23 protein-coding genes are annotated in these 20,992 nt (G+C 69.0%); 15 read left to right on the top strand and 8 right to left on the bottom strand.

What is annotated here, in order from left to right; translation table 11 throughout:
- Positions 1 to 225 precede the first annotated feature (225 nt).
- The gene (locus tag Q0053_RS03560; RefSeq protein WP_298096116.1) at positions 226 to 1,155 is read right to left on the bottom strand and encodes an alpha-L-glutamate ligase; all 930 of its coding nucleotides are present in this window, start codon (positions 1,153 to 1,155) and stop codon (positions 226 to 228) included.
- Positions 1,156 to 1,340: 185 nt separating this feature from the next.
- Between Q0053_RS03560 and Q0053_RS03555 the strand changes: the two genes are divergently transcribed.
- The 11 genes from Q0053_RS03555 to nadC all read left to right on the top strand — a co-directional run bounded on the left by Q0053_RS03555 (position 1,341) and on the right by nadC (position 11,855).
- On the top strand, positions 1,341 to 2,039 hold the full coding sequence (locus Q0053_RS03555; protein ID WP_298096114.1) for an SDR family NAD(P)-dependent oxidoreductase: 699 nt from the start codon (positions 1,341 to 1,343) through the stop codon (positions 2,037 to 2,039).
- A gap of 233 nt (positions 2,040 to 2,272) precedes the next feature.
- On the top strand, positions 2,273 to 2,602 hold the full coding sequence (locus Q0053_RS03550) for a PadR family transcriptional regulator (RefSeq protein WP_298096111.1): 330 nt from the start codon (positions 2,273 to 2,275) through the stop codon (positions 2,600 to 2,602).
- A gap of 24 nt (positions 2,603 to 2,626) precedes the next feature.
- Positions 2,627 to 3,736 (top strand): hypothetical protein, encoded by a 1,110-nt coding sequence (locus Q0053_RS03545; protein ID WP_298096108.1) that lies wholly within the window; start codon positions 2,627 to 2,629, stop codon positions 3,734 to 3,736.
- 437 nt (positions 3,737 to 4,173) lie between these two features.
- A complete protein-coding gene (locus tag Q0053_RS03540) occupies positions 4,174 to 5,277 on the top strand; it encodes an Ada metal-binding domain-containing protein (RefSeq protein ID WP_298096106.1) in 1,104 nt (367 codons plus the stop codon).
- Positions 5,258 to 5,782, top strand: a complete 525-nt coding sequence (locus Q0053_RS03535; protein ID WP_298096103.1) for a methylated-DNA--[protein]-cysteine S-methyltransferase — start codon at positions 5,258 to 5,260, stop codon at positions 5,780 to 5,782. The genes Q0053_RS03540 and Q0053_RS03535 overlap by 20 nt, the downstream gene beginning before the upstream one ends.
- 61 nt (positions 5,783 to 5,843) lie before the next feature.
- Entirely contained in the window at positions 5,844 to 6,650 is an 807-nt protein-coding gene (locus tag Q0053_RS03530; RefSeq protein ID WP_298096100.1) for a hypothetical protein, read from the top strand.
- Positions 6,651 to 6,806: 156 nt separating this feature from the next.
- The gene (gene nadA, locus Q0053_RS03525; protein ID WP_298096097.1) at positions 6,807 to 7,886 is read left to right on the top strand and encodes a quinolinate synthase NadA; all 1,080 of its coding nucleotides are present in this window, start codon (positions 6,807 to 6,809) and stop codon (positions 7,884 to 7,886) included.
- Between the two features lie 190 nt (positions 7,887 to 8,076).
- On the top strand, positions 8,077 to 8,859 hold the full coding sequence (locus Q0053_RS03520) for a site-2 protease family protein (RefSeq protein WP_298096095.1): 783 nt from the start codon (positions 8,077 to 8,079) through the stop codon (positions 8,857 to 8,859).
- Positions 8,856 to 10,397 (top strand): L-aspartate oxidase, encoded by a 1,542-nt coding sequence (locus Q0053_RS03515; protein WP_298096092.1) that lies wholly within the window; start codon positions 8,856 to 8,858, stop codon positions 10,395 to 10,397. The genes Q0053_RS03520 and Q0053_RS03515 overlap by 4 nt, the downstream gene beginning before the upstream one ends.
- Positions 10,398 to 10,416: 19 nt before the next feature.
- Complete coding sequence (locus Q0053_RS03510; RefSeq protein ID WP_298096090.1) at positions 10,417 to 11,007, top strand: Uma2 family endonuclease; 591 nt, start codon at positions 10,417 to 10,419, stop codon at positions 11,005 to 11,007.
- Between the two features lie 5 nt (positions 11,008 to 11,012).
- A complete protein-coding gene (nadC, locus tag Q0053_RS03505) occupies positions 11,013 to 11,855 on the top strand; it encodes a carboxylating nicotinate-nucleotide diphosphorylase (protein ID WP_298096088.1) in 843 nt (280 codons plus the stop codon).
- A 104-nt stretch (positions 11,856 to 11,959) separates the two neighbouring features.
- On the opposite strand, the gene Q0053_RS03500 is transcribed toward nadC, so the two are convergent.
- Complete coding sequence (locus tag Q0053_RS03500; protein ID WP_298096085.1) at positions 11,960 to 13,036, bottom strand: cell wall hydrolase; 1,077 nt, start codon at positions 13,034 to 13,036, stop codon at positions 11,960 to 11,962.
- A 463-nt stretch (positions 13,037 to 13,499) separates the two neighbouring features.
- Here Q0053_RS03500 and Q0053_RS03495 point away from each other — a divergent pair, with 463 nt between their 5' ends.
- From Q0053_RS03495 to Q0053_RS03485, 3 genes are all read left to right on the top strand, one after another.
- Positions 13,500 to 13,685, top strand: a complete 186-nt coding sequence (locus Q0053_RS03495) for a hypothetical protein (protein WP_298096082.1) — start codon at positions 13,500 to 13,502, stop codon at positions 13,683 to 13,685.
- Positions 13,686 to 13,844: 159 nt separating this feature from the next.
- On the top strand, positions 13,845 to 14,207 hold the full coding sequence (locus Q0053_RS03490) for a DUF6481 family protein (RefSeq protein ID WP_298096078.1): 363 nt from the start codon (positions 13,845 to 13,847) through the stop codon (positions 14,205 to 14,207).
- A gap of 116 nt (positions 14,208 to 14,323) precedes the next feature.
- Positions 14,324 to 15,517 (top strand): cell wall hydrolase, encoded by a 1,194-nt coding sequence (locus Q0053_RS03485; protein ID WP_298096076.1) that lies wholly within the window; start codon positions 14,324 to 14,326, stop codon positions 15,515 to 15,517.
- A gap of 91 nt (positions 15,518 to 15,608) precedes the next feature.
- Here the strand turns inward: Q0053_RS03485 and trxB are convergent, their stop codons facing one another.
- Positions 15,609 to 16,616: a thioredoxin-disulfide reductase gene (trxB, locus tag Q0053_RS03480; RefSeq protein ID WP_298096073.1), complete on the bottom strand. Its 1,008-nt coding sequence runs from the start codon at positions 16,614 to 16,616 to the stop codon at positions 15,609 to 15,611.
- Between the two features lie 67 nt (positions 16,617 to 16,683).
- On the opposite strand from trxB, the gene Q0053_RS03475 reads away from it, so the two are divergent.
- Positions 16,684 to 17,010: a hypothetical protein gene (locus Q0053_RS03475; protein WP_298096070.1), complete on the top strand. Its 327-nt coding sequence runs from the start codon at positions 16,684 to 16,686 to the stop codon at positions 17,008 to 17,010.
- Here Q0053_RS03475 and Q0053_RS03470 read toward each other — a convergent pair.
- The 5 genes from Q0053_RS03470 to Q0053_RS03450 form a co-directional block, all read right to left on the bottom strand.
- The gene (locus Q0053_RS03470) at positions 17,007 to 18,005 is read right to left on the bottom strand and encodes a mitochondrial fission ELM1 family protein (protein WP_298096067.1); all 999 of its coding nucleotides are present in this window, start codon (positions 18,003 to 18,005) and stop codon (positions 17,007 to 17,009) included. The two genes, Q0053_RS03475 and Q0053_RS03470, sit on opposite strands and share 4 nt — an antisense overlap.
- The gene (gene greA / locus Q0053_RS03465) at positions 17,996 to 18,469 is read right to left on the bottom strand and encodes a transcription elongation factor GreA (protein ID WP_298096064.1); all 474 of its coding nucleotides are present in this window, start codon (positions 18,467 to 18,469) and stop codon (positions 17,996 to 17,998) included. Before greA ends, Q0053_RS03470 begins: the two co-directional genes overlap by 10 nt.
- 141 nt (positions 18,470 to 18,610) lie before the next feature.
- On the bottom strand, positions 18,611 to 18,799 hold the full coding sequence (locus Q0053_RS03460; RefSeq protein ID WP_298096061.1) for a hypothetical protein: 189 nt from the start codon (positions 18,797 to 18,799) through the stop codon (positions 18,611 to 18,613).
- 94 nt (positions 18,800 to 18,893) lie between these two features.
- Positions 18,894 to 19,559: a glutathione S-transferase gene (locus tag Q0053_RS03455; protein ID WP_298096058.1), complete on the bottom strand. Its 666-nt coding sequence runs from the start codon at positions 19,557 to 19,559 to the stop codon at positions 18,894 to 18,896.
- Between the two features lie 71 nt (positions 19,560 to 19,630).
- Positions 19,631 to 20,953, bottom strand: a complete 1,323-nt coding sequence (locus tag Q0053_RS03450) for an amidohydrolase (protein WP_298096055.1) — start codon at positions 20,951 to 20,953, stop codon at positions 19,631 to 19,633.
- Between the last annotated feature and the right edge of the window lie 39 nt (positions 20,954 to 20,992).

The following is a 20,992-nucleotide window of genomic DNA, read 5'->3' as shown; positions in this document are numbered from 1 at the left end:
ACCGCACGGTCCCGTCGTGGCCGCTGTGGCCTCGTTGTGCTCGTTGTGATGAACCTTTCGGCCCGCACCAACTGAGTCGACGAACGGTCCAGGACCTGGTTGTTCGGCCCGGGCTTGATCCCCTGGGCCGAGAGCCGCTCCATCTCCTCTTCCTGCGGGCTCATCTGCAGGCGGAGGCGGTTCAGCCCGGCGGCCTTATGGGCCTCGACCCGTTCGGCGATCTGCTCAGCTGTGCCGACCCGCTGCGGCCTTTCCGGCGGTGATCCGGTCGACCAGAGCGTCGATCAGGCGGTCGTGGGGATCGAAGCCGAGGACCGTCACCGGATCGGCGACGAAATTCGACAGCGCATTGATGTCGTAGAATTTCACCGAGCCGTCGCGGTCGTCGACCAGATATTCGACGCCACCGACATCGATCTGCGAGGCGCGGGCGATGTGTTCTGCGGCGGCGATGACCTCGGGCGGCGGGGTGATCGCCTCGATCTGGATCGAGGCCTTGCCCGGCGCGACCATGCAGACGTCGGCGAGGCACAGGTCGAAACCACCGGTCTCGACGCTGCAGGCATAGAGGAAGCGGCCGTTCAGGGTCTCGACCCGGACGATGCGGCCGTCGCGGGCCGGGGCCTGTTCCTGCACCAGGGCACAGCTGTTGATACCCATGGACACCGTGCCCGCGGCGACCGCCCCGGCCAGGTCTTCCGGCGTGTCGAACCGCTGGATGCCCGCGCCCGAGCCGCCGATGTCCGGCTTGACCAGCACCGGAAAGCGCAGGCCCGAGGCGGCCTTCGACAGGTCTGCCGCCCGGTGCACCATCCGGGTCTCGGGCGCGCCATAGCCGAGGCGTCGGATCAGGGAAATCTGCCGGCCCTTGGAGGTGTCGACCTCCAGCGCCGCACCGTTGACGACGCGGGCCCCCTGACCCTCCCAGTGATCGAACAGGGTGCGGGCGTAGAAGATCGGATGCTCGGTCTCGCGCAGGAAGGCGGACATGCCGATGCGGTTGAAGATCAGGGGCGCGGGCGGGGTGCCCGGTCCGGTGTCAAAGACATGGTCGCCGGCGTGAATCTTCGTCCAGTCGACGCCGCGGCGGTCGAGCGCGGCGAACAGCGGCTCGAACCATGCGGGATGCTCATAGAAGATCGCCAGGTCCGTCATGCGCGCGTGTCCACCCCTGTCGTCGACACTCCGGGGAGGCATCTCGACGCCGGTCCGATCTGGGGCGGACGCGCCGGTCCGTCAAGGCCGGAGGGGCGGGGTCCCGCTCGCCGACATCTGAGGCAAAAGGCCCCCCGGACACCCGTCCGCTTGACCCATGGTCGATGGCGAGCGCTGATTGCACCATGACACTCATTCAGCATCCGGCGGCGGTCGTAATCGGCGCATCAGGCGGGATCGGCGCGGCGGTAGCCCGTCAGCTCGAGCACTCCGGGCGGTTCGCCGTTGTCCATGCCCTGTCGCGTGCGGGCACGGGGTTCGATCTGGAGGACGAGGCCTCGATCGCGGCGGCGGCGGCAAGGGTGGCCGAAGGGCCGGCCCCGGCGCTGGTGTTCGTCGCCACCGGGGTGCTGCATCACGGGTATGAGCCGGAACGCAGCTGGCGCGCGCTCGACGCCGATCATCTGCTGCGCGACTACCGGATCAATGCGGTCGGCCCGGCCCTGGTCGCGAAACATTTCCTGCCGCTGCTGCCGCGCGACCGGCGGGCCGCGTTCACGGCCCTGTCGGCGCGGGTCGGGTCCATCGGCGACAACCGGCTGGGTGGCTGGCATAGCTATCGGGCGTCCAAGGCGGCCCTGAACATGATCCTGCGCAATCTGGCGGTCGAGCTGGGGCGCACCCATCCGCAGGCGGTGGTCGCGGGCCTGCATCCCGGCACCGTCGACACCGGCCTGAGCGCGCCGTTCCAGAAGGGGGTCAGGCCGGAGAAGCTGTTCACGGCGGAGCATTCGGCGGAGCGACTGCTGGCGGTGGTCGACGGCCTGACGCCCGCCGACAGCGGCGGCGTCTTCGCCTGGGACGGCGCGGGGATCCCGGAGTGACGACCGCGCACCCTCTGCGTCATCCTCGGGCTTGACCCGAGGATCAGACGCGAGTGGCGGGCTGGTTGACGGTGTCGGCCCTGCGATCGTGCCCGTGCGGCTTTGATGGAGCACCGGACGGTCTGATCCTCGGGTCAAGCCCGAGGATGACGGATGGGGTGTGTATTGACTCCCTCATACAGTATGCGGCATACACTGTGTGTCACACACTATGTGAGATGCAGGGCAATGGCATGAGCCTCGATCCGGACCTCTATGAATCGATGCGGCTGGAGCTGCGGCGCGGGTCGCTGGTGCTGGCGGTGCTCGCCTGTCTGAGGACCGAGCGCTACGGCTACACCCTGCGGCAGGCCCTGGCCGCCGACGGGCTGGAGATGGAGGAATCGACCCTCTATCCGCTGCTGCGCCGGCTGGAGAGCCAGGGGCTGCTGAACAGCGAATGGCGCGAGGAGGAGAAGCGGAAGAAGCGCTTCTACGTCCTGTCGCCGGGCGGCGTGTCGATGCTGGCCGCCCTGGCCGACGAATGGCGGGGCATCAACGCCTCGCTCGACAAGATTCTCTGAAACCCGGGCTGAAGGGGAAAAGCCGTGGACCTGATTGACCGCTATCTGAACGCCGTCGCCGCGCAGTTGCCGCAGGACGAACGCACCGACATCACCGCCGAACTGCGTGACCTGATCCTGAGCCGGTTCGAGGCGAAGGAAGAGGCGCTGGGCCGCGCCCTGACCGAGGACGAGCAGGAGGCGATCCTGCGCGAGATCGGCCATCCGCTGGTCGTGGCCGCGCGCTACCGCAAGGGGCCGGACTCGCTGGTCGGGCCGGAGCTGTTTCCCTACTGGCTGTTCGGGGTGAAGGCCGGACTGATGGTGCTGGCAGCGGTCTTCGCCCTCACCCTGTTCATCCGGGTGATCAGTGGGTCCGACAATTTCGGGCAGGATATCGCCCACGCCTTCCACGGCTTCTTCGGCGCCGGCCTGACCCTGATCGGGGCGGCGACGCTGGCGGCGGCCATCTTCGAACATCAGGGTATCCGGCCGGCCTGGCTGACGAAATGGCGGGTCAAGGATCTGGGGGCCTTCGGTCTGGCCGACCCTGCGGCCTGGGGCATGTCGATGACGGGAACCGAGACGGCGAAGGCCGCGAAACCGTCGTGGATGCCGAAGACGAAGCCGAAGGCCTGGCCGGGCGGGGATTATCTCTTCTCCTTCCTCGCCACCGGCATGTTCGTCCTGTGGTGGATCGGGGTGCTGCATTTCCCCGGCCTGGTGACAGTTGAGCTGCGCGGCGAGGATGCCGCCGTCAGCGGCGCACCGATCTGGTCGATCCTGTTCGGGCCGATCCTGCTCTATGCCTTCGCCCAGATGGCCGTCGACCTGGCCAGCCTGGTCCGACCCTATGCCGCCCGGGCGCGGGCGGCGGCCCGGATCGTTGTCGCCGGGGCCGGCCTGTGGCTGACCTGGCTGATCTTCCAGGCCGGCCACTGGTTCACCCTGACGCGCGGCGAGGAGACGGCGCGGATCGCGGGCGACTGGGCCATGCTCAACTTTGACACCCTCAGGACCCTCGGTGATGGCGCGCGAGATCTTGCCGGTGTCGCCGGCACCCTCTCGGTGGTGATGGTCTGGGTGCTGGCCGTCTCGGCGATCAGCCTGGCGTTCAGCATCCTCGCCAACCTCGGACGGCTGGCGCGGGGGTAGGATCCTCGCCCGGTGACGTATTTCGCTGCCCCTGTCATCCCGGCCGCAGCGAAGCGGAGAGCCGGGACGGGACTGACGAACCATTTCTCACCCTCCCGGACAGCCCGCTTGGGCTGAGCCGGGAGACAGGTTGAGGCAACTCCGGCGGTGGCCCTTTCAAAGACCGTACGGCAGCACCCCTTCTTCCGGCTCAGCCCTGTGGGCTGTCCGGAAGCAATGGATTTCTTGAGCCGCCACGTCCCGGCTCTCCGCTTCGCTGCGGCCGGGATGACAAGGCTCCGGTCCCCGGCGGCCGGCGGACGCGGCGTCGTCGGTTGCATGCGACCTTCTCCACCTCTCCACCCCCGTTTGGGCGGTCCCCCTCCCCCGACGCGGCCCGGCACCGCCATGTCCGAAAACCGCGAGACTTCCATGCCCGCAGCGATCATTCTGCGGACATGGAAAACGCGCACGAACTCGATCAGGAGGCCTGCTACCGCGCCGTTCTGACGCGGGATGCGCGGTTCGACGGGCGGTTCTTCGGCTGTGTGAAGACCACGGGCATCTACTGCCGCCCGGTCTGTCCCGCGCGGACGCCGAAGCGGGAGAATATGGTCTTCGTGGTCTCGGCGGCGGCGGCGGAGGAGGCGGGCTTTCGCGCCTGTCTGCGCTGCCGCCCCGAGACGGCCCCCGACATGGGCGCCTGGCGCGGCACATCGAATACCGTCAGCCGGGCCCTGGCCCTGATCGAGGCCGGCGCGCTGGATGAGGGGGATGTCGACGCACTGGCCGGGCGGCTGGGGGTCGGCGAACGGCACCTGCGGCGACTGTTCCGCCAGCATCTGGGCGCCGCCCCGGTCAGCGTGGCCCAGACCCGGCGCGTGCTGCTGGCCAAGGCCCTGATCCACCAGACCGATCTGTCGATGGCACAGGTGGCGCTGGCCTCGGGCTTCGGCAGTGTGCGGCGGTTCAACGAGACCTTTCAGGCCCTGTATGGCCGGCCGCCCTCGGCGCTGCGGCGACGTGGCGAGCGGCTGCATGTGGGCGGTGTTCGGCTGAGCCTGTCGTTCCGCCCGCCCTATGACTGGGATGCGATGTTTGAGGCCCTGACGGCCCGTGGCGATGCGGTCGAGGGGCGGCGGTGGTCGCGGGTCCTGACCCGGGGGGTGGACGGCGCGGACGGTGCGGTCACGGTCGAGCCGACGGAGGCCGGGCGGGTCTCGGTCTGCGTGGAGGCGGACGACCTCAGGGCCCTGCCGGGCGTGCTGGCCCGGGTGCGGCGGGTGTTCGACCTGTCGGCCGATCCCGAGGCGATCGGGCGCGACCTTTCGGCCGATCCGGTACTGGGGCCTTTGGTTGCGGCGCGGCCGGGGCTGCGGCTGCCCGGCGAGTGGATCGACGATGGGGACGAGGCGCCCAACGACCGCCTGGACGATGAGACGCTCGCCACCCGCGCCGAAACCTGGCGCCCCTGGCGGGCCTATGGCGCGCTGCATCTGGCCCTTGCGGGGATCAGCGGGAACCAATTGATGGAGAGCGACGATGCGAAACGCGCAGCCTGAGTCCCTGACCCTCGACCGGGTCGCCTCGCCGGTGGGCGAGGTGCTGCTGGTCACCGATGACGAGGGTGCCGTGCGGGCGCTGGACTTCGCAGACCATGAGGCCCGCATGAACCGGCTGCTGGAGCGGCATGCGCCGGGGGCATCCCTGACCGCCGGGGCTGCGCCCGGGCCGGTGCGGGCGGCGGTCGAGCGCTATTTCGCCGGTGACATCGGTGCGCTGGACGGGCTGACGGTCAAGACGGGCGGAACGGATTTCCAGCGATCGGTCTGGAAGGCGCTGCGGTCCATTCCGGCGGGCGAGACGCGCAGCTACGGCCAGTTGGCGGCGGCGATCGGTTCGCCGAAGGCGGTGCGGGCTGTGGGACTGGCCAACGGCCGGAATCCGGTCGGCCTGATTGTGCCCTGCCATCGGGTGATCGGGGCGAACGGGACGCTGACCGGCTATGCCGGCGGGCTGGAGCGCAAGCGCTGGCTGCTGCAGCACGAGGGGGCGTCTGTCGCCTGAGGGCTTGACCGACGGCGGTCTGCTGGCTTCATTTGGCACCGGGATACGGGGGAGTGAAACCATGAGACCATTGCTGCTTGCAACGCTGTGCGCGGGCCTTTGTGCAGGGCCGACCGCGGCGCTTGCGCAGGACGAGGATGACTGGGAGTTCCAGCACGAGGCCAGCCTGAACCAGACGGTCGCCGCCGTCCGCTATGACGCGGGCGTGGCCATTGTCGTCCAGTGCCGGGACCGCGCCTTGTCGCTCGCCCTGATCGGCATGCCCGCCGGGGTCGGTGGCCTTGAGGTGCAGGCCCGGCGCGCCGACGGCCGCACCGATCTCCAGACCTGGGTGCCCGGACCGGCATCGGGCATTCTGATGAGCACCGTGCCTGCGCGAGACATCCGCTTCCTGCGCGGCGGCGGCATCTATTCCGTTCGCACGGTCGATGGGGCCCCGCGGGCGCTGCGCACCAATTTCGACCTGCCGACGCAGTCGGCCAACCTCGATCGCGTGCTGAGCGCCTGCGGCTGGGGCCTGACGGACGACCGGGACCAACGGGTCAGGGCCGGTAGCGAGGTCAGGATCGAGATATCCCGGCGTGAACCCCCGCGTGGACGCGGAGCGAGAGCCGGCCGGCCGGACACCCCGCCGCCACCGCCGTCCGCTCCGACCGCGCCGGTGGCCGAACGTCAGATCAGCTGCGTGATTGAGCGGCTCAAGCTGACCGGTTGCCGGTTTGATCATCCGGCCCTCGCGGCAGGGGCGCCAAGCGGGGTCTCCCGGATCCTTCAAGTGCTGGAAAGCCTCGACCTGGAAGCACCGGACGGGGTCGCCACGGACGGTCAGGTCTTCTACCCGCCCGCCCTGGCCATGGTCACGCGCTAACGACGGCTCCGGGCCCCGGGGGCTTGCATTTCCCCGGCATCCGCCTAGATTGTCCCTGCTTATGCTGAAAGTGAGCATAAGTCGGCGGCGGTCAGGCAGACCGGTCGCCTTTCTTCGGGCCTCTGATTTGCTCAAATAGAGCATAAGGGATGCGAAATGGCTGACGGTGCGTTCGGAATGACTGAGGCCCTGGCGCGGGAAACCGCGCCGGTCTGGGCCAAGGTCAAGGATCATGTGACCCCCATGGAATGGCCGGCGCAGGCCGCCCTGATCAGCGAGATCAATGCGCTGAAGAAGACGCGCGACGCCGTCATCCTGGCCCACAACTATATGACGCCGGAGATCTTCCACGGCGTCGGCGACTATGTCGGCGACAGCCTGGGCCTGGCGAAGGAAGCCGCGCGGTCAAAGGCCGGGGTGATCGTCCAGGCCGGCGTGCATTTCATGGCCGAGACCTCGAAGATCCTGAGCCCGGACAAGACGGTGCTGATCCCGGACCTGAAGGCCGGCTGTTCCCTGGCGGCCTCGATCACCGGGGCGGATGTGCGGCTGATCAAGCAGCGCTATCCGGGCCTGCCGGTGGTGACCTATGTGAACACCACGGCCGATGTGAAGGCCGAGACCGACATCTGCTGCACCAGCGCCAACGCCGTCCAGGTGGTGGAGTTGGCAGCGAAGGCATGGGGCGTCGACCGCGTCATACTGATCCCCGACGAGTTCCTGGCCCGAAACGTCGCGGCCCAGACCACGGTCGGCATCATCGCCTGGAAGGGCCGCTGTGAGGTGCATGAGCGGTTCACCGGCGCCGACATCGCCGAGATGCGGGCGGCGTATCCAGGTGCGGAAATCCTCGCCCATCCCGAATGCCCCGAAGATGTGCTGGCGGCCGCCGACTTCGCCGGCTCGACCGCAGCCATGATCGACCATGTGACCGCGCGCAGGCCGAAGCAGGTGGTGCTGATCACCGAATGCTCGATGGCCGCCAATGTCGCCGGCGATGTGCCCGGGGTGCAGTTCATCGGCCCGTGCAACCTGTGCCCCCATATGCAGCGGATCACCCTGCTGAACATCCGCGACTGCTTGTTGAACATGCAGTTCGAGGTGACGGTGCCCGAGGACATCGCCGAACGCGCGCGACTGGCCGTGCAGCGGATGGTGGACCTGCCGCCGCCGACGGTTCCGGCGCGCTACGACATGGTCAAGGCGCGGCATCACGTGGCGGTGGAGCTGATCTGATGCACTATGTTCCTCCGGTCCGCGTCGTGGCGACGATCGACAAACGCAGCCTGCGGCTTCTCGCCCTCCTGGCCTTGTGGCTGCGCTCGGAAAAGGCCACGTCGTCAGGATGACAGACAGCCAGACACCCCGTCCTCCCGGTCCATGGGATCCCCGGCCGGAACCGACCGACCCCGCGCGGTCGGCGTCCGTGGCCGACCGGAGTCCGCCCCCCGCCGCCGAGCCGCCGCTGGACAAGGGTCAGCATCCGGTCTGGGCCGTGATCTCGACCCTGCTGCTGGGTGGTTTCATCTGGTGGGTGAGCCAGAGCTGGGTGATCGCTGTCGCCGCCATCTGGGGTCTGCTGGTGCACGAATACGGCCATGTGCTGGCGATGAACCGGCTCGGCATGGGGCCGGCGCGGATCTACATCATTCCCTTCCTCGGCGGCGTGGCCAGGAGCCAGCGCCTGCCGAAAAGCGAGTGGGACGGCGTGCTGGTGTCCCTGGCCGGACCGGGCTTCGGCCTGCTGGCCGCCATCCCCTTCTTCGCCGGCTTCATCGCGACCGGCGAGGGCATGTGGCTGCTGGGAGCGGCGGTCATTGCCCTTATCAATCTGGTCAATCTGGCCCCGGCGCCGCCACTGGACGGCTCAAAGGCGCTCGGCCCCGTGCTGGCGCGAATCCACCCGAATGTCGAACGCGGTGCCATGGTGCTGATCGGTGCCCTGGTGGTGTTCTGGGGCATCACCACCGGGCGGTTCATCCTCGCCGCCTTCCTTGCCATCGCCCTGATCGGTCACCTGCGTCGCGGAGCCTGGCGGCCTGAGGGGCGTCCCCTGACCGGTCGCGAGGCGGGCCAGAGCGTCGGCCTGTTCCTCGCCGCGGCCATCGCCTGTGTCGGCGTGGGCGTGGCGGCGCTGATGCCGCTGGCCGGCGGTTCGCTGGCGGGGGCCGTGACCATGGCCGGCGGCTTTCTCGGTTTCGGCGGGTGAGCCGCACCCTCCGTCATGACGGGCCGCTGATCATCGGCGGCGGGCTGGCGGGACTTTCGGCGGCGCTCGAGGCCGCGCCGCGCCAGGTGCTGGTGGTGACGCCGGCACCGCTGCTGGAGGCCTGTGCCTCGGCCTGGGCCCAGGGCGGGGTGGCGGCGGCGCTGGCGGCGGACGACGCGCCCGCCCTGCATGCGGCGGATACGACGGCGGCGGGCGCCGGGCTGGTCGAGGCCGAGGCGACCGGGGTCCTGACCGGCGACGGCCGCGCGACCGTCGAATGGCTGGCGTCGCTGGGCGCGCCGTTTGATCGTGACGCCGCCGGCGGCTTTGCCGTCAGTCTGGAAGCGGCCCATTCCCACGCCCGGGTTGCCCGGGTCGGCGGCGACGGGGCAGGGCGGGCCATCCTCTCGGCCCTGATCGCAGCGGTACGCGCCGCGCCGCATATCGAGATCTGGGAAGACGCGCGGCTGCGCGGCCTGATCCAGGACGCGGGCGGTCGGGTGCGCGGTGCCCTGATCGAGCGCGGTGCGCCGGGTTCGCGGCGGATGGTCGAGGTGCTGGCCTCCGCCGTCGTGCTGGCCACCGGCGGAGCGGGCGGCCTGTTTGCCCGGACCACCACCCCCGCCGCCCTGCTGGGCGAGGGTATGGCGCTGGCCTATGGCGCGGGCGCGGAGATTCTCGACCCGGAGTTCGTGCAGTTTCACCCGACCGCCATCGATGTCGGCCTGGACCCCATGCCCCTGGCGACCGAGGCCCTGCGCGGCGAGGGGGCCCGGCTGATCGACCGGGACGGCCGGTTCCTGCTCGGCGAGGCGGCGGATGCCGATCTGCAGCCGCGGGATGTGGTGGCGCGGGCCGTGCATCTCGCGGGCGCCGAAGGGCGGGGGGCCTTCCTGGATTGCCGCGCGGCGATCGGCGCCGCCTTCCCCGAAGAATTTCCGGCCGTGTTCGCCGCCTGTATGCGGGCCGGGCTGGACCCGCGCGAGACCCCGATCCCGGTCGCCGCGGCGGCCCACTATCACATGGGCGGGATCGCCGCCGGGCCGGACGGGCGCACCAGCCTGCCGGGCCTGTTCGCGGTCGGCGAATGCGCCGCGACCGGGGTGCACGGTGCCAACCGGCTGGCCTCCAACTCCCTGCTGGAAGCGGCCGCCTTCGGTCGACGCACGGGCCGGGCGGCGGCGGCGGAGACCTTGGGCAGCGGTGCCACCCTGGCGCCCGCGGTCGCGCCGGACCTTGCGCCCGAAGCCTTGCAGACCTTGCGCGAAGCCATGAGCCGGTGTGTGGGCGTGATGCGCGATGCGGCGGGCCTGTCCGACGCGCTGGCTGTCATGACGCGCCTTGAGGCCGGTGCCCCGGGCGCGCTGCCGCTGGCCGCGGCGCGGCTGATCACCAAGGCGGCGTTGGCGCGCCGCGAGAGCCGGGGCGGACATTTCCGCTCGGACTATCCGGAGGCGACCCCTGTGGCGGAGCACACGAGGTTGAGGTCGCAATCACAGGATGCAAAGTCTTTTGCCGACGTGGACAGGGCGGCATAGTGCCGGCCGGAGCAAGGCGATGACCACGACCCGCACGGGCATGCAGGAAGGTCCAACGGACTTCCGGTTCGATTTCGACCGGTTCGAACGCATGTTCGAGTTGGGGATTCTCAACGACCTCGGGCCGCGCATCGAACTGCTGGAGGGAAGGATCGTCGAGAGGTCTCCGATCGGCGGCGAGCATGGCGACACATCGGTTGACCTGGCCGTCGCCTTGACGAACACCCTCAACCGCATCCCGACGCTGCACGATGCTGTTCGTGTGTCCGCTGCGGTGACGCTCAGGATCGGAGACTACAGCGCGCCGGAACCCGATGTCCTCGTCGCCCGTCGTCGGAACGGCCGGAAATACTATGAAGCAGCGGACGCCGTCCTGGTGATCGAGGTTTCGGTCTCGACGCGGGACAACGACCTGACCATCAAACGGCCGCTGTATGCCCGCGCCGGCATTCCGGAGTTCTGGATCGTCGAGCCGGAGACCCGGCTGATCCGGGTCTTCCGCGACCCTCGCCCGGACGGAAGCTGGGGCGATGAGACGGTCGTGACCGACGGCGCGGTGACGCCGCTGTTCTCGGATCAAGTACACCTGACTCTGGCGGAACTGTTCTGAACCCCATGCTCCCTGACCTCCTGATCGAACCCGTTGTGCGCAGGGCGCTGGCCGAGGATCTCGGCCGTGCGGGCGATGTGACGGCGCAGGCCTGTATTCCGGAGGGCGCGCGGATGCGGGCCGTGTTCGCGGCGCGCAAGGCCGGTGTTCTGGCGGGCATCGACTGCGTGCGGCTGGCCGTGCTGGCCATGGACCCGGATGCGTCCGTGGAGCTGAAACTGCGTGACGGCGACGCCTTCGAGGCCGGTGCGGTTCTGGCCGAGGTCGAGGCCGATGCGCGGGCCTTTCTGGCGGCCGAACGGACGGCGCTGAACCTGCTGGGGCGGCTGTGCGGGATTGCCACCCTGACGCAGGCCTATGTCGCGGCGGTCGCAGGCACGAAGGCGCGGATCGCCGACACCCGCAAGACCACCCCCGGCCTGCGCGCGCTGGAGAAACATGCGGTGCTGTGCGGCGGCGGGGTCAACCACCGCTTCGGCCTGGATGACGCCATCCTGATCAAGGACAACCATGTCGCCGTCTGCGGCGGGGTGGGCGAGGCGGTCCGCCGGGCGCGCGCCGCCGTCGGTCATCTGATGAAGGTCGAGGTCGAGGTCGACAGTCTGGATCAGCTGGACGAGGCCCTGGCCGCCGGGCCCGATGTGATCATGCTGGACAATTTCACCCTGCCGATGCTGCGCGAGGCGGTGGCCCGCACGGCCGGGCGGATCACGCTGGAGGCCTCGGGCGGGGTCAATCTGGAGACGGTGCGCGGTATCGCCGAAACCGGTGTCGATGTGATCTCGGTCGGGGCCCTGACCCATTCGGCTCAGGCGCTGGATGTCGGACTGGACGCCATGCCCTGCTGACCTGCGGCTGCCGGGCGGAACGCGCGGCGCGAGGGGTCAGGATCAGGGTTTTCAGGACGGCGGCTGCAGGTCAGCAGCGCAGGACGCTGCGACCCCGGCTCGCCTCAAGCCGCCGGTGCAGCGGCCTCGACAACGACCGGGGCGGCGGTGTTTGCCGGTGCTGCGGGCACTGCGGACGCCGTCTCCGCGGGCTCCGTCCCGGCACCGCGCTCCTGGGCGACCAGCAGGTTGTAGGCCACCGTGCCGGCTTCGAGGACGGGTCCGGTCGGGTCGAGGCTGGCCTGGATCAGGCGCGGGCCATCCGTCACGGTCGACCGCCGGGCGGCATAGGAGAAGGCCTCGCGCGAGCCGGAACGGCCGCCGAAGCGATAGAACATATGGTCACCGACCTGTCCGACCGGCACCAGCGAATGACGCCAGGCCGGCGAGACGGCTGTGGTGTGGAAATGGGTTGCGTTGCCGACGCCCGCGAACACGGCTCCGGACAGGGCGGCCGAGGCCACCGCGCGGGCCCGGTTCCACGCGGCCTGATTGACCGGTCCGCGCATCGAGCCGTCACAGGTGAAACTGAATTGGCAGCCGGTCCGGCGCCCCGCACCCTGGAAGACCACGCCGCAGACACTGTTGGGGAAGGCGGAATGGCGCACCCGGTTCAGTACGACCTGGGCCACCGCCCGCATGCCGTCCCGGCCTTCGCCACGGGCTTCGTAATAGGCGGCCTGGGTCAGGCAATCGAGATCTCGCGACGCGTCGAGCGTACTGCTCAGACGGAACGGCATGGCCGCGACCGGGCCGGTCAGACGAATCCGGCGCAGGCCGGAGTCTGCTTGCCGGATCCGCAATTGTTCCAGACGGGCCGTCAAGAGCTCGGCCTGTCGGTCGCGCTGGGCGCCCCCGGCGACGGTATAGGGATCATGCCGACGCGCTATGGCCAGGGCGCTTTCGTCGAGACCACCCGCCGCGGCCGCCAGCGCTTCCTCGGTGAAGCCGGCGGCTGTCGCCCCCTCAATCCGCTCGGCCTGGGCCCGTACGGTGGTTGCCTTGGCCGCTGTGCCGCCGAGATAGGCACAGCCGATCGCCAGCCCCATCAACGCGCCGAACGCCGCCGCCGCCGCTCCGGGCCGAATCCGGACCGCACGATCTGCAGACGTCGTCACACGCGTATGCGGGGCTAGGGACAAGGGCCTGGTCCTGTTCGGCAGGGCGCAATGCCGCCCCCGGGTAGTCTCGCAACCGGGCGATCCTCTCCAATCTCTGGAAACCGGACCCGCAAACCGCCTGCGTTAATTCGACGACCGGCAAAGTGGCCAGCTGTCGAGGACGCGCCTTAAGCCAGCCGTTTGTGGCACCAATGTGGTTGATTCGCAAGAATCCCAAGCCCGCCAACATCGCGGTTTATCTGCATTGTAGTCAACAGGTTAGTGGGTCTGATTGTTCTGCATCATACACCAGTGCATCGCCCGGTTACTGTATTGGCTTTCATGTGAACGACATGGCGAGGGAGTCCGGTTGATATCGGCGGATTGAAAGGTGTCCCGGCTGTTGTCATCGTCCTCTCCTGACAGGCGAGTTTTACATGAAGCTGTGATCCGGAACTGGCGGCGTCGGGGAACGTTCAAGGCGCGTTGTTGGAAGGATTTCGTCATGAAGCGCGCCGTCACCACCCTTTCGGTCACGATCATCGCTCTCGGTGCCGCCGCCTGTGGCCAGACCATCGAGCAGAGGGCCGCCACCGGTGCCGTCGCCGGTGCGGTCGTGGCGGGGCCTGTCGGCGCGGCCGTCGGCGGCGTTGCGGGCGCCGCGGTCGCCCGGCCCGCCAAGCCGAACTGACACAGTCTGCCTTCGATCGAGCGGCGCGGACCCCGGGAAGGCCTCGCGACCTTGATTTTCGCTCCCATATGGGGTTAGCGACGCGCCGGGCTGCGCTGCAAACCGCCCGACTGCGTTCAAGCGCACCCATAAACGATCAAGGACATCGACGCCCTCCGCATGAGAGATCTGAAACAGACCGGCTTCACGGACCGCCTTACCGCCCAGCAGGAGGCCAAGAAGGCCCTGCTCGCCCGGTTCAAGCCCAAGGCCGCCGCCCCCGATCCCGAGTTCGACAAACTGGCCGCCAAGCGTGCGGCCGAGAAGGAGGCGCTGCGTCAGCAGCATGAACTCGCCAAGGCGGAAGCCCGTCGGGAAAAGGCCGAGCGGGAAGCCGCACGTCTCGCCGCAGAGGCCGAGGCCCAGGAAGCGGTCGAGGCGGAGAAGCGCGCCGCCCGCAAGGAGCGCAAGGCCCTGACCAAGGAAGAACAGAAGGCCGCCCGCGACGCCCGCTACGCCGCCCGCAAGGCCCGCACACGCTGAGGCGAGGGCAGGGCGTCCGGACTTGACCGCCCCGGCCTTTTCCGCCTGAAAAACGCCCGGCTTGACGCGCATCCTGCGTCATGGCCGGGACCTGACGCGGCTTGGGAGCCCATTGTTTGGCCAGGATCGACTGGACCGCGAAGCTGATGGGGATGCGCCGCCTGTTGGCCGCCATGCCCGTGGTTCTGGCTGCTTTCGGCGTCGCCGTGACCGCCAGTTCAACGCCGCGTCCGGAGATTGATCGTCGCGCCGAGACGGTCCGCAGTTTGACCGGCGGTCACCTCGGAGCCCGCGGTTTCGCCGCCATAACGGCCCGAATGGATGCTTCGCAGCTGGCCATCGCCCTGCGCCATGACCCCGAGACGCAGCGCGCGGCGCTTTACGGCCTGACCCCGGGCTGGGAGAGCCTGACCCTTGCGGGTCGGCCGACGCTGGACCTCGGCGTTACGGGTCTGGACGCGATGAAGCTGAATGCGGCGACGCCGGACGCCGCCCGGTTCTTGCGGGTCGCCGCGCCCTTCGTCTTCAAGCCCGCGACCGCTGAGGATCGCCGCCGGGCCCTGCGCTGCCTGACGCAAGGCATCTACTATGAGGCGGCGCTCGAGCCGACCGAAGGGCAGGAGGCGGTCGCCCAGGTTATCCTGAACCGGGTGCGTGACCCCAACTACGCCAACAGCATTTGCGGCGTGGTGTTTGAGGGCGCCGAACGCACCACCGGCTGCCAGTTCAGCTTCACCTGCGACGGTGCCCTGGCCCGGCCACCCGTCAGCTGGGCCTGGAACCGTGCCCGGGTTGTGGCGGAGCGGGCCCTGGCCGGCCATGTCTCGGCGCGGGTCGGCACGGCGACCCATTATCATGCCGACTATGTGCACCCGTGGTGGGCACCGACCCTGAACAAGCTGACCCAGATCGGGGCGCACATCTTCTATCGCTGGAAGGGCGTCTATGGCGAGCCGGCGGCCTTCCGTCAGCCCTATGCCGGACGCGAGCCCCTCATCGACGAGGCCCGGTTCTCGCGTCCCCGCATCCAGATCGCCTCGGCGAGCGAGGCCGAACTGGTCCTCGATGAGGCCGCCGCCAGGGGTGAGAGCATCATGCGGACCGTTGAGATCGACGGCCGGACCCGGGTCGTCGGGGTTGCGTCCCTGGGCGGTCGTCGCCAGGCCACCGCCGCCGAGATCGCGGCGATCAATCAGCGGCTGGCGGCCTTCGAGGCCCCGGCGGCACCGCCGCCCCCGTCGACGCCCCGCGTGGCTCCGCCCGGCGTCACGCCTATGGATGTCGAGGAAGTGGGCCGACCCGTTTCCTGATCCACCTGTCAGCCACGCGTGACCCGGCACCCCGGCTGTGCTGCAAGGTTTGCAGAGGCCCGGCAGGAGGCCCGGCAGGAGGCCGGCATCGTCAGACGCCGATCTTTTCCGTTTCCCTGTGCGAGATCGGGTCCAGGCTGCGGGCATGGTCCTGCTCGGCGAGGAAGCGGACGGCTTCCAGCGCGGCCATACAACCCATGCCCGCGGCGGTGACCGCCTGGCGGTAGATGTCGTCGGTCACGTCGCCGGCGGCCCAGACGCCCTCGATGGCGGTGGCCGTGGTCCCGGGCTTCACCACCAGATAGCCGCCCTGTTTGGTTTCCAGCTGGCCGGTGAACAGTTCCGATGACGGGGCGTGGCCGATGGCGATGAAGACGCCGTCGGCGCTGATGTTCCGGGTCTCGCCCGTCTGGACGTTCTTCAGCCGGGCACCGGTGACATTGACGCCGCCCAAGCTGTTGGTCTCGCCCAGGATCTCGTCGATGGCGCTGTTCCAGATCACCTCGACCTTGGGGTTGGAGAACAGCCGGTCCTGCAGGATGCGTTCGGCGCGGAACGCGTCACGGCGGTGGACGACGGTGACCTTCGAGGCGAAATTGGTCAGGAACAGCGCCTCCTCGACTGCGGTATTGCCACCGCCGACGACGATCACCTCCTTGCCGCGATAGAAGAAACCGTCGCAGGTCGCGCAGGCCGAGACGCCGAAGCCCTGGTATTTGGCCTCGCTCTCGATCCCCAGCCATTTGGCCTGGGCCCCGGTCGAGATGATCACCGTCTCGGCCAGCATCTCGGTCCCCGAGTCGAGCGTCAGGCGGAAGGGCCGCTGTGACAGGTCGGCCTTGACCACGATGTCCTCGATGATCTCGGTGCCGACGTGCGCGGCCTGGGCGCGCATCTGCTCCATCAGCCAGGGCCCCTGGATGACGTCGGCAAAGCCGGGATAGTTCTCGACATCGGTGGTGATGGTCAGCTGGCCACCGGGCTGCAGGCCGGCGATGATGACGGGGCTCAGCAGCGCGCGCGCCGCATAGATGGCGGCGGTCCAGCCGGCGGGGCCGGAACCGATGATGGCGACGCGGACAGTTCTGGGGGTGCTCATGGCGTCTATTTAGGCGGTGATTCCCCTTCGCGCGATGTTAGGCTCGACGGAAGCTGGGGAGAATCGAATGGCGCAGTCAAGCTACATGGGCGTGGGCATCGCCCTCGGCACGGCGATCGGAGCGGCGCTGGGGATTGCGCTGGACAACCTCGCGCTGGGCATCGGCGGCGGCATCGCCATCGGGGTGGCCCTTGGGGCAGGCTTTGACGCACAACGCGGGCGCAAGGGCTCAACGGACCGAAAGGACACTTCCGGTTCGGACAGCGGGACACCCTACGTCTTTGACGACGGCGCCGGGCGCGACAAGAGCTCGAATGACGGTCCGGACGGAGGGTCGGACAGCGGGTCTGACGGCGGCGGTGGAGATGGCGGCGGCGGCGGCGGCGGCGATTAACCCCTGCCCAGGCGCTCCAGCAGCACCCGCGCCGCCCGGTCCGTCTCGGCCAGCGGCGCATAGCTCCAGACGTTCAGCGAGCCATCGAACGGCCGCGCCGAGCCGCGTTCGCGCAGGTCGGCGTGCAGGCGGGCGAATTTGTCCGCGGGCTTCAGCGGGATCATCGGCAGGATATGCACCGGCGCGCCCGTCGAGGCGGCCTCTGCGGCCATGTTGGCGCTGTCCTCGGTGACCAGGATGTGGTCGGCGAACTTCAGGAAGGCGAAATAGGGGTTCGGACCTTCGCCATCCCAGATCAGGCCGGGCAGGTGGTTCAGCCGCGCAGTCAGGGCCGCCTTCGCCGCCGCCGGCGTGCGGCGCGAGAAGGTCAGCATCAGCGAACCGCCGGCGGCCTCCACGGCGGTCGCGATCCGCCCGGCGAGGTCGGCGGCATGGGTTTCGGTGAGATCGAACGCCCTTGACCGGCCCCCGATCAGAACCGCGACGCGCGGCCGGGGCAGGGGCTCCAGCCGGTCAGCGAAGGCGGCCGAGCCCTCGGCCAGCCGCTCCGCCGTCACCCGATGGGGTGATCCGGTGATCGACAGGACATTGGAGCCGGTCACGCCGTCATGGGCCGGGGCGACGACCAGGTCATAGGCGGCGATGTTCCAGCGGGGGTCCTGGGTCTGGACCACGAAGGTCTTGCCGCCCGACCGTTCCCGGACCCGCGCCGACAGCGGCAGGGTGGCACGTCCGGTGGCAATCCACAGGTCGGGCCAGGCCTCACCGGCGGCGGGTTCGACGGCATCGGACGACGGGTCCAGCATCCACCGGGCCTTCAGCGCGGACGGCAGTTTGTCGAAGGCCCTGCGCCAGCGGATTTGCTTGACGACGATGCGGGACGAAAAAAGGCGCTGGACGGCTTCCGCCAGACCCAGCGCCTGATTTTCCATGCCGGTCCGGCCGTCAGAGACGACCTGGATCGTAAGCGGGGTCTGGTCGGACCCTATTTCCACTCGACCTTGAGGATCTCATAGGCCTTGACGCCGCCGGGCGTGTTGACCTCAACCGCGTCGCCGACCGCCTTGGAGATCATGGCGCGGGCGATGGGGGAGGAGACGGAGATCTTGCCCGCCTTCACATCGGCCTCGTGCTCGCCGACGATCTGGTAGCGGGCCTCCTCCTCGGTGTCCTCGTCGACAACGGTAACCGTGGCGCCGAATTTCACCTGGTTACCGTTCAGCTTGGAGACGTCGATGACCTGGGCGCGGCTGATCTTGTCCTCGATCTCGGCGATCTGGCCCTCGATCCAGCCCTGACGCTCTTTCGCGGCGTGATACTCAGCGTTTTCAGAAAGATCGCCATGCTCGCGCGCTTCCGAGATGGCCGAGATTACGCTCGGCCGCTCCACGGACTTCAATTGCTTCAGCTGATCGTCGAGGACACGGTAGCCCTCGGCCGTCATCGGCACTTTTTCCATATGTCGTGAGTTTCTTGTTTCGCCCGACTGAAGATTTGGAGACACGCCGAGGTCGCTGGGCGCTTGCGACTGGCCAAAGAGACTAGGGCTTCAGGCCTCAAGGTTCAAGAGGCATGACGCAAGGAGGTTCTGTGCGGCCTGTCAGGCGGGGCGGCCTCCCCGTCTCGCCCGGACCTGTCGGATCAGGCTCCAGGTCAGCCATCCGACCGCCGCCAGACCCACGGCCATGAACAGGCTGGAGACGAGGAATATCCCGGCGGCGATGAAGGCAAGCACAAAGGCGACGGCGGCGACGAGGGCGGCAATGATCTGGACGGTTTTCAGCGGCATGGACCGATAACGTCCGGCGCGCGGGCGGGTTGCGAACCCAACACGCCCGGCCGCACAGTTGCGGCCGACTGTGGCATCGGCGCCCTGCGGCGGATCAGGCGTAGCTGTAGGGACCGCCGCGCTCCAGCGCCCGCTGATAGGCCGGTCGCGCATGGATCTTCTGCAGGAAGGCCTTCAGCTTCGGCTTGTCGGCACCGTAGCCGATCCGCGCACCCGCCGCCTCGACCGGAAAGCTCATCATGATGTCGGCGGCCGAGAACGCATGGCCGGCGAACCATTCGGACTTGCCCAGTTCGGCCTCCCAATAGCCGGTGTGGGCCGCAACCTGCGGGTCGATCATATTGGCGTTCATCGCCTTGCTGATCCCCTTGGCCACGCCACGCGCCAGGAAGGGGACGCGATTGGGCAGGACGGTGAAGATCAGCTTCAACAGCAGGGGCGTCATGGCCGACCCCTCCGCATAGTGCAGCCAGTAGGTCAGCCGCCGCGCCTCAGCCGTGCCCGCCGCCGGTCGCAGGCCGGCGGCCGGATAGGTGTCCAGCAGATATTCGATGATCGCCCCCGTTTCGGCGATCCGCGCCGCGCCATCGTCGAGGACCGGCGACTTGCCGAGTGGATGGATGGCCTTCAGCGCGGACGGGGCCAGATTGGTCTTCGGGTCGCGCTGATACCGCTTCACCTCATAGGGCAGGCCCATCTCCTCGAGCAGCCACAGGACCCGCTGCGAGCGGGAGTCGTTCAGGTGGTGGACGGTGATCATGGCGCGGCTCCCCTTGGATGACGCAGTTAAGGCGGTTGACGCGGCGTCGGTCCAGCGGATTCAGACGCGCCTCAACCCTTGGGCATCAGCGCCTGCGCCGCGACCACCATGGCCTCGACGCCGGTCGTGACCGAGGGCCTGGGGTCGATGCGGAACAGGGGGGAGTGGTGGCCGGGCGCCGTGGCGACGTCTTCCGCGGGCGTGCCGCCGACGCTGAAATAGACACCCTTCACACCGCTTTCGGGGGTGACGAACCAGGCGAAATCCTCGGCCCCCATGCCGGTGCGCGGCTGGTCGACCAGCCGCTCGGTGCCCATGGCCGCGCCGATGGCGGTCCGGACCCGGGCCGCCGTGGCGGCATCATTGATAGTGGCGGGTGTGGTCTCGGTCGGGGACCGGACGACGGTCGGCAGCCGGTCTTCGGGCACGCCCAGCGCCAGGGCGGTGCCACGGGCCACCCGGTCAATGCCGTCCAGCAGGGCCAGCCGGGTTTCGGGGTTGTCGGCGCGGACCGTCAGCTGCAGGTCGACGCGGTCGGAGATGATGTTGTGCTTGATGCCGCCGTGGAAGGCTCCGACGGTGACAATGGCCCCCTCAAGCGGATTGATGCTGCGGCTGGGCAGGGTCTGCAGGTTCATGACGATGGCCGAGGCGACCACGATGGGGTCGACCCCGAGATGCGGATAGGCTCCATGGGTGCCGATGCCGTGCACCGCGATGTCGACGCTGTCCGAGCTGGACGAGGAAATCCCCAACGGCAGGTCGATCAGCCCGCTGGCGAGGTCGGCCGAAACGTGGAAGGCCAGGGCGATGTCGGGCTTGGGAAAGCGGGTGTAGAGGCCGTCCTGCACCATGGCCCGGGCCCCGAAGATACGCTCCTCGGCCGGCTGGGCGATCAGCACCAGGGTGCCGGACCAGTCCTGCCGCCGCGCCATCATCTGCCGGGCTGTGCCGATCAGGGCGGTGATATGCACATCATGGCCGCAGGCATGCATGACCGGCTTTTCGATCCCGTCGCTGTCGACCTGACGCGCGGTCGAGGCATTGGCCAGACCGGAATCCTCGGCCAGCGGCAGGCCGTCCATGTCGGCGCGGATCATGACCGTGGGGCCGTCCCCATTGCGCAGGACGGCGACCACGCCCGTGCCGCCGACGCCGGTGGTGACGTCATAGCCCAGCGCCGTCAGCCGGGCCGCCATGATGCCGGCGGTGCGGACTTCGAGACCCGAGAGCTCGGGATTGCGGTGAAAGTCGTCGAACAGGGCTCCGAGGTTGGCGTCATAGTCGCGCGCAATGGACTGGCGCAGCTCGACATCGGTCGAGCCGGTCTGGGCGTGCGCCGCCCCGGCCGTGAACAGGGCCAGCATGGCCGTCGTCGCAAGAAGAAGTCGCATCGTTCCGCCCCCGGGTTTGAGTCTGCAACATTGGTCCGA

This window comes from Brevundimonas sp. (assembly GCF_027487935.1).
GTDB lineage: Bacteria > Pseudomonadota > Alphaproteobacteria > Caulobacterales > Caulobacteraceae > Brevundimonas.
Note: the sequence above shows the minus strand (reverse complement) of the source record. Positions and strands in the feature narration are given on the sequence as shown.

Excerpts from the sequence above, each read along its gene's own strand:
- Q0053_RS03560 (WP_298096116.1), bottom strand. The coding sequence starts at position 1,155 with ATGACGGACCTGGCGATCTTCTATGAGCATCCCGCATGGTTCGAGCCG.
- Q0053_RS03555 (WP_298096114.1), top strand. The coding sequence starts at position 1,341 with ATGACACTCATTCAGCATCCGGCGGCGGTCGTAATCGGCGCATCAGGC.
- Q0053_RS03550 (WP_298096111.1), top strand. The coding sequence starts at position 2,273 with ATGAGCCTCGATCCGGACCTCTATGAATCGATGCGGCTGGAGCTGCGG.
- Q0053_RS03540 (WP_298096106.1), top strand. The coding sequence starts at position 4,174 with ATGGAAAACGCGCACGAACTCGATCAGGAGGCCTGCTACCGCGCCGTT.
- Q0053_RS03535 (WP_298096103.1), top strand. The coding sequence starts at position 5,258 with ATGCGAAACGCGCAGCCTGAGTCCCTGACCCTCGACCGGGTCGCCTCG.
- Q0053_RS03530 (WP_298096100.1), top strand. The coding sequence starts at position 5,844 with ATGAGACCATTGCTGCTTGCAACGCTGTGCGCGGGCCTTTGTGCAGGG.
- nadA (WP_298096097.1), top strand. The coding sequence starts at position 6,807 with ATGGCTGACGGTGCGTTCGGAATGACTGAGGCCCTGGCGCGGGAAACC.
- Q0053_RS03510 (WP_298096090.1), top strand. The coding sequence starts at position 10,417 with ATGACCACGACCCGCACGGGCATGCAGGAAGGTCCAACGGACTTCCGG.
- nadC (WP_298096088.1), top strand. The coding sequence starts at position 11,013 with ATGCTCCCTGACCTCCTGATCGAACCCGTTGTGCGCAGGGCGCTGGCC.
- Q0053_RS03495 (WP_298096082.1), top strand. The coding sequence starts at position 13,500 with ATGAAGCGCGCCGTCACCACCCTTTCGGTCACGATCATCGCTCTCGGT.
- Q0053_RS03490 (WP_298096078.1), top strand. The coding sequence starts at position 13,845 with ATGAGAGATCTGAAACAGACCGGCTTCACGGACCGCCTTACCGCCCAG.
- trxB (WP_298096073.1), bottom strand. The coding sequence starts at position 16,616 with ATGAGCACCCCCAGAACTGTCCGCGTCGCCATCATCGGTTCCGGCCCC.
- Q0053_RS03475 (WP_298096070.1), top strand. The coding sequence starts at position 16,684 with ATGGCGCAGTCAAGCTACATGGGCGTGGGCATCGCCCTCGGCACGGCG.
- greA (WP_298096064.1), bottom strand. The coding sequence starts at position 18,469 with ATGGAAAAAGTGCCGATGACGGCCGAGGGCTACCGTGTCCTCGACGAT.
- Q0053_RS03460 (WP_298096061.1), bottom strand. The coding sequence starts at position 18,799 with ATGCCGCTGAAAACCGTCCAGATCATTGCCGCCCTCGTCGCCGCCGTC.
- Q0053_RS03455 (WP_298096058.1), bottom strand. The coding sequence starts at position 19,559 with ATGATCACCGTCCACCACCTGAACGACTCCCGCTCGCAGCGGGTCCTG.
- Q0053_RS03450 (WP_298096055.1), bottom strand. The coding sequence starts at position 20,953 with ATGCGACTTCTTCTTGCGACGACGGCCATGCTGGCCCTGTTCACGGCC.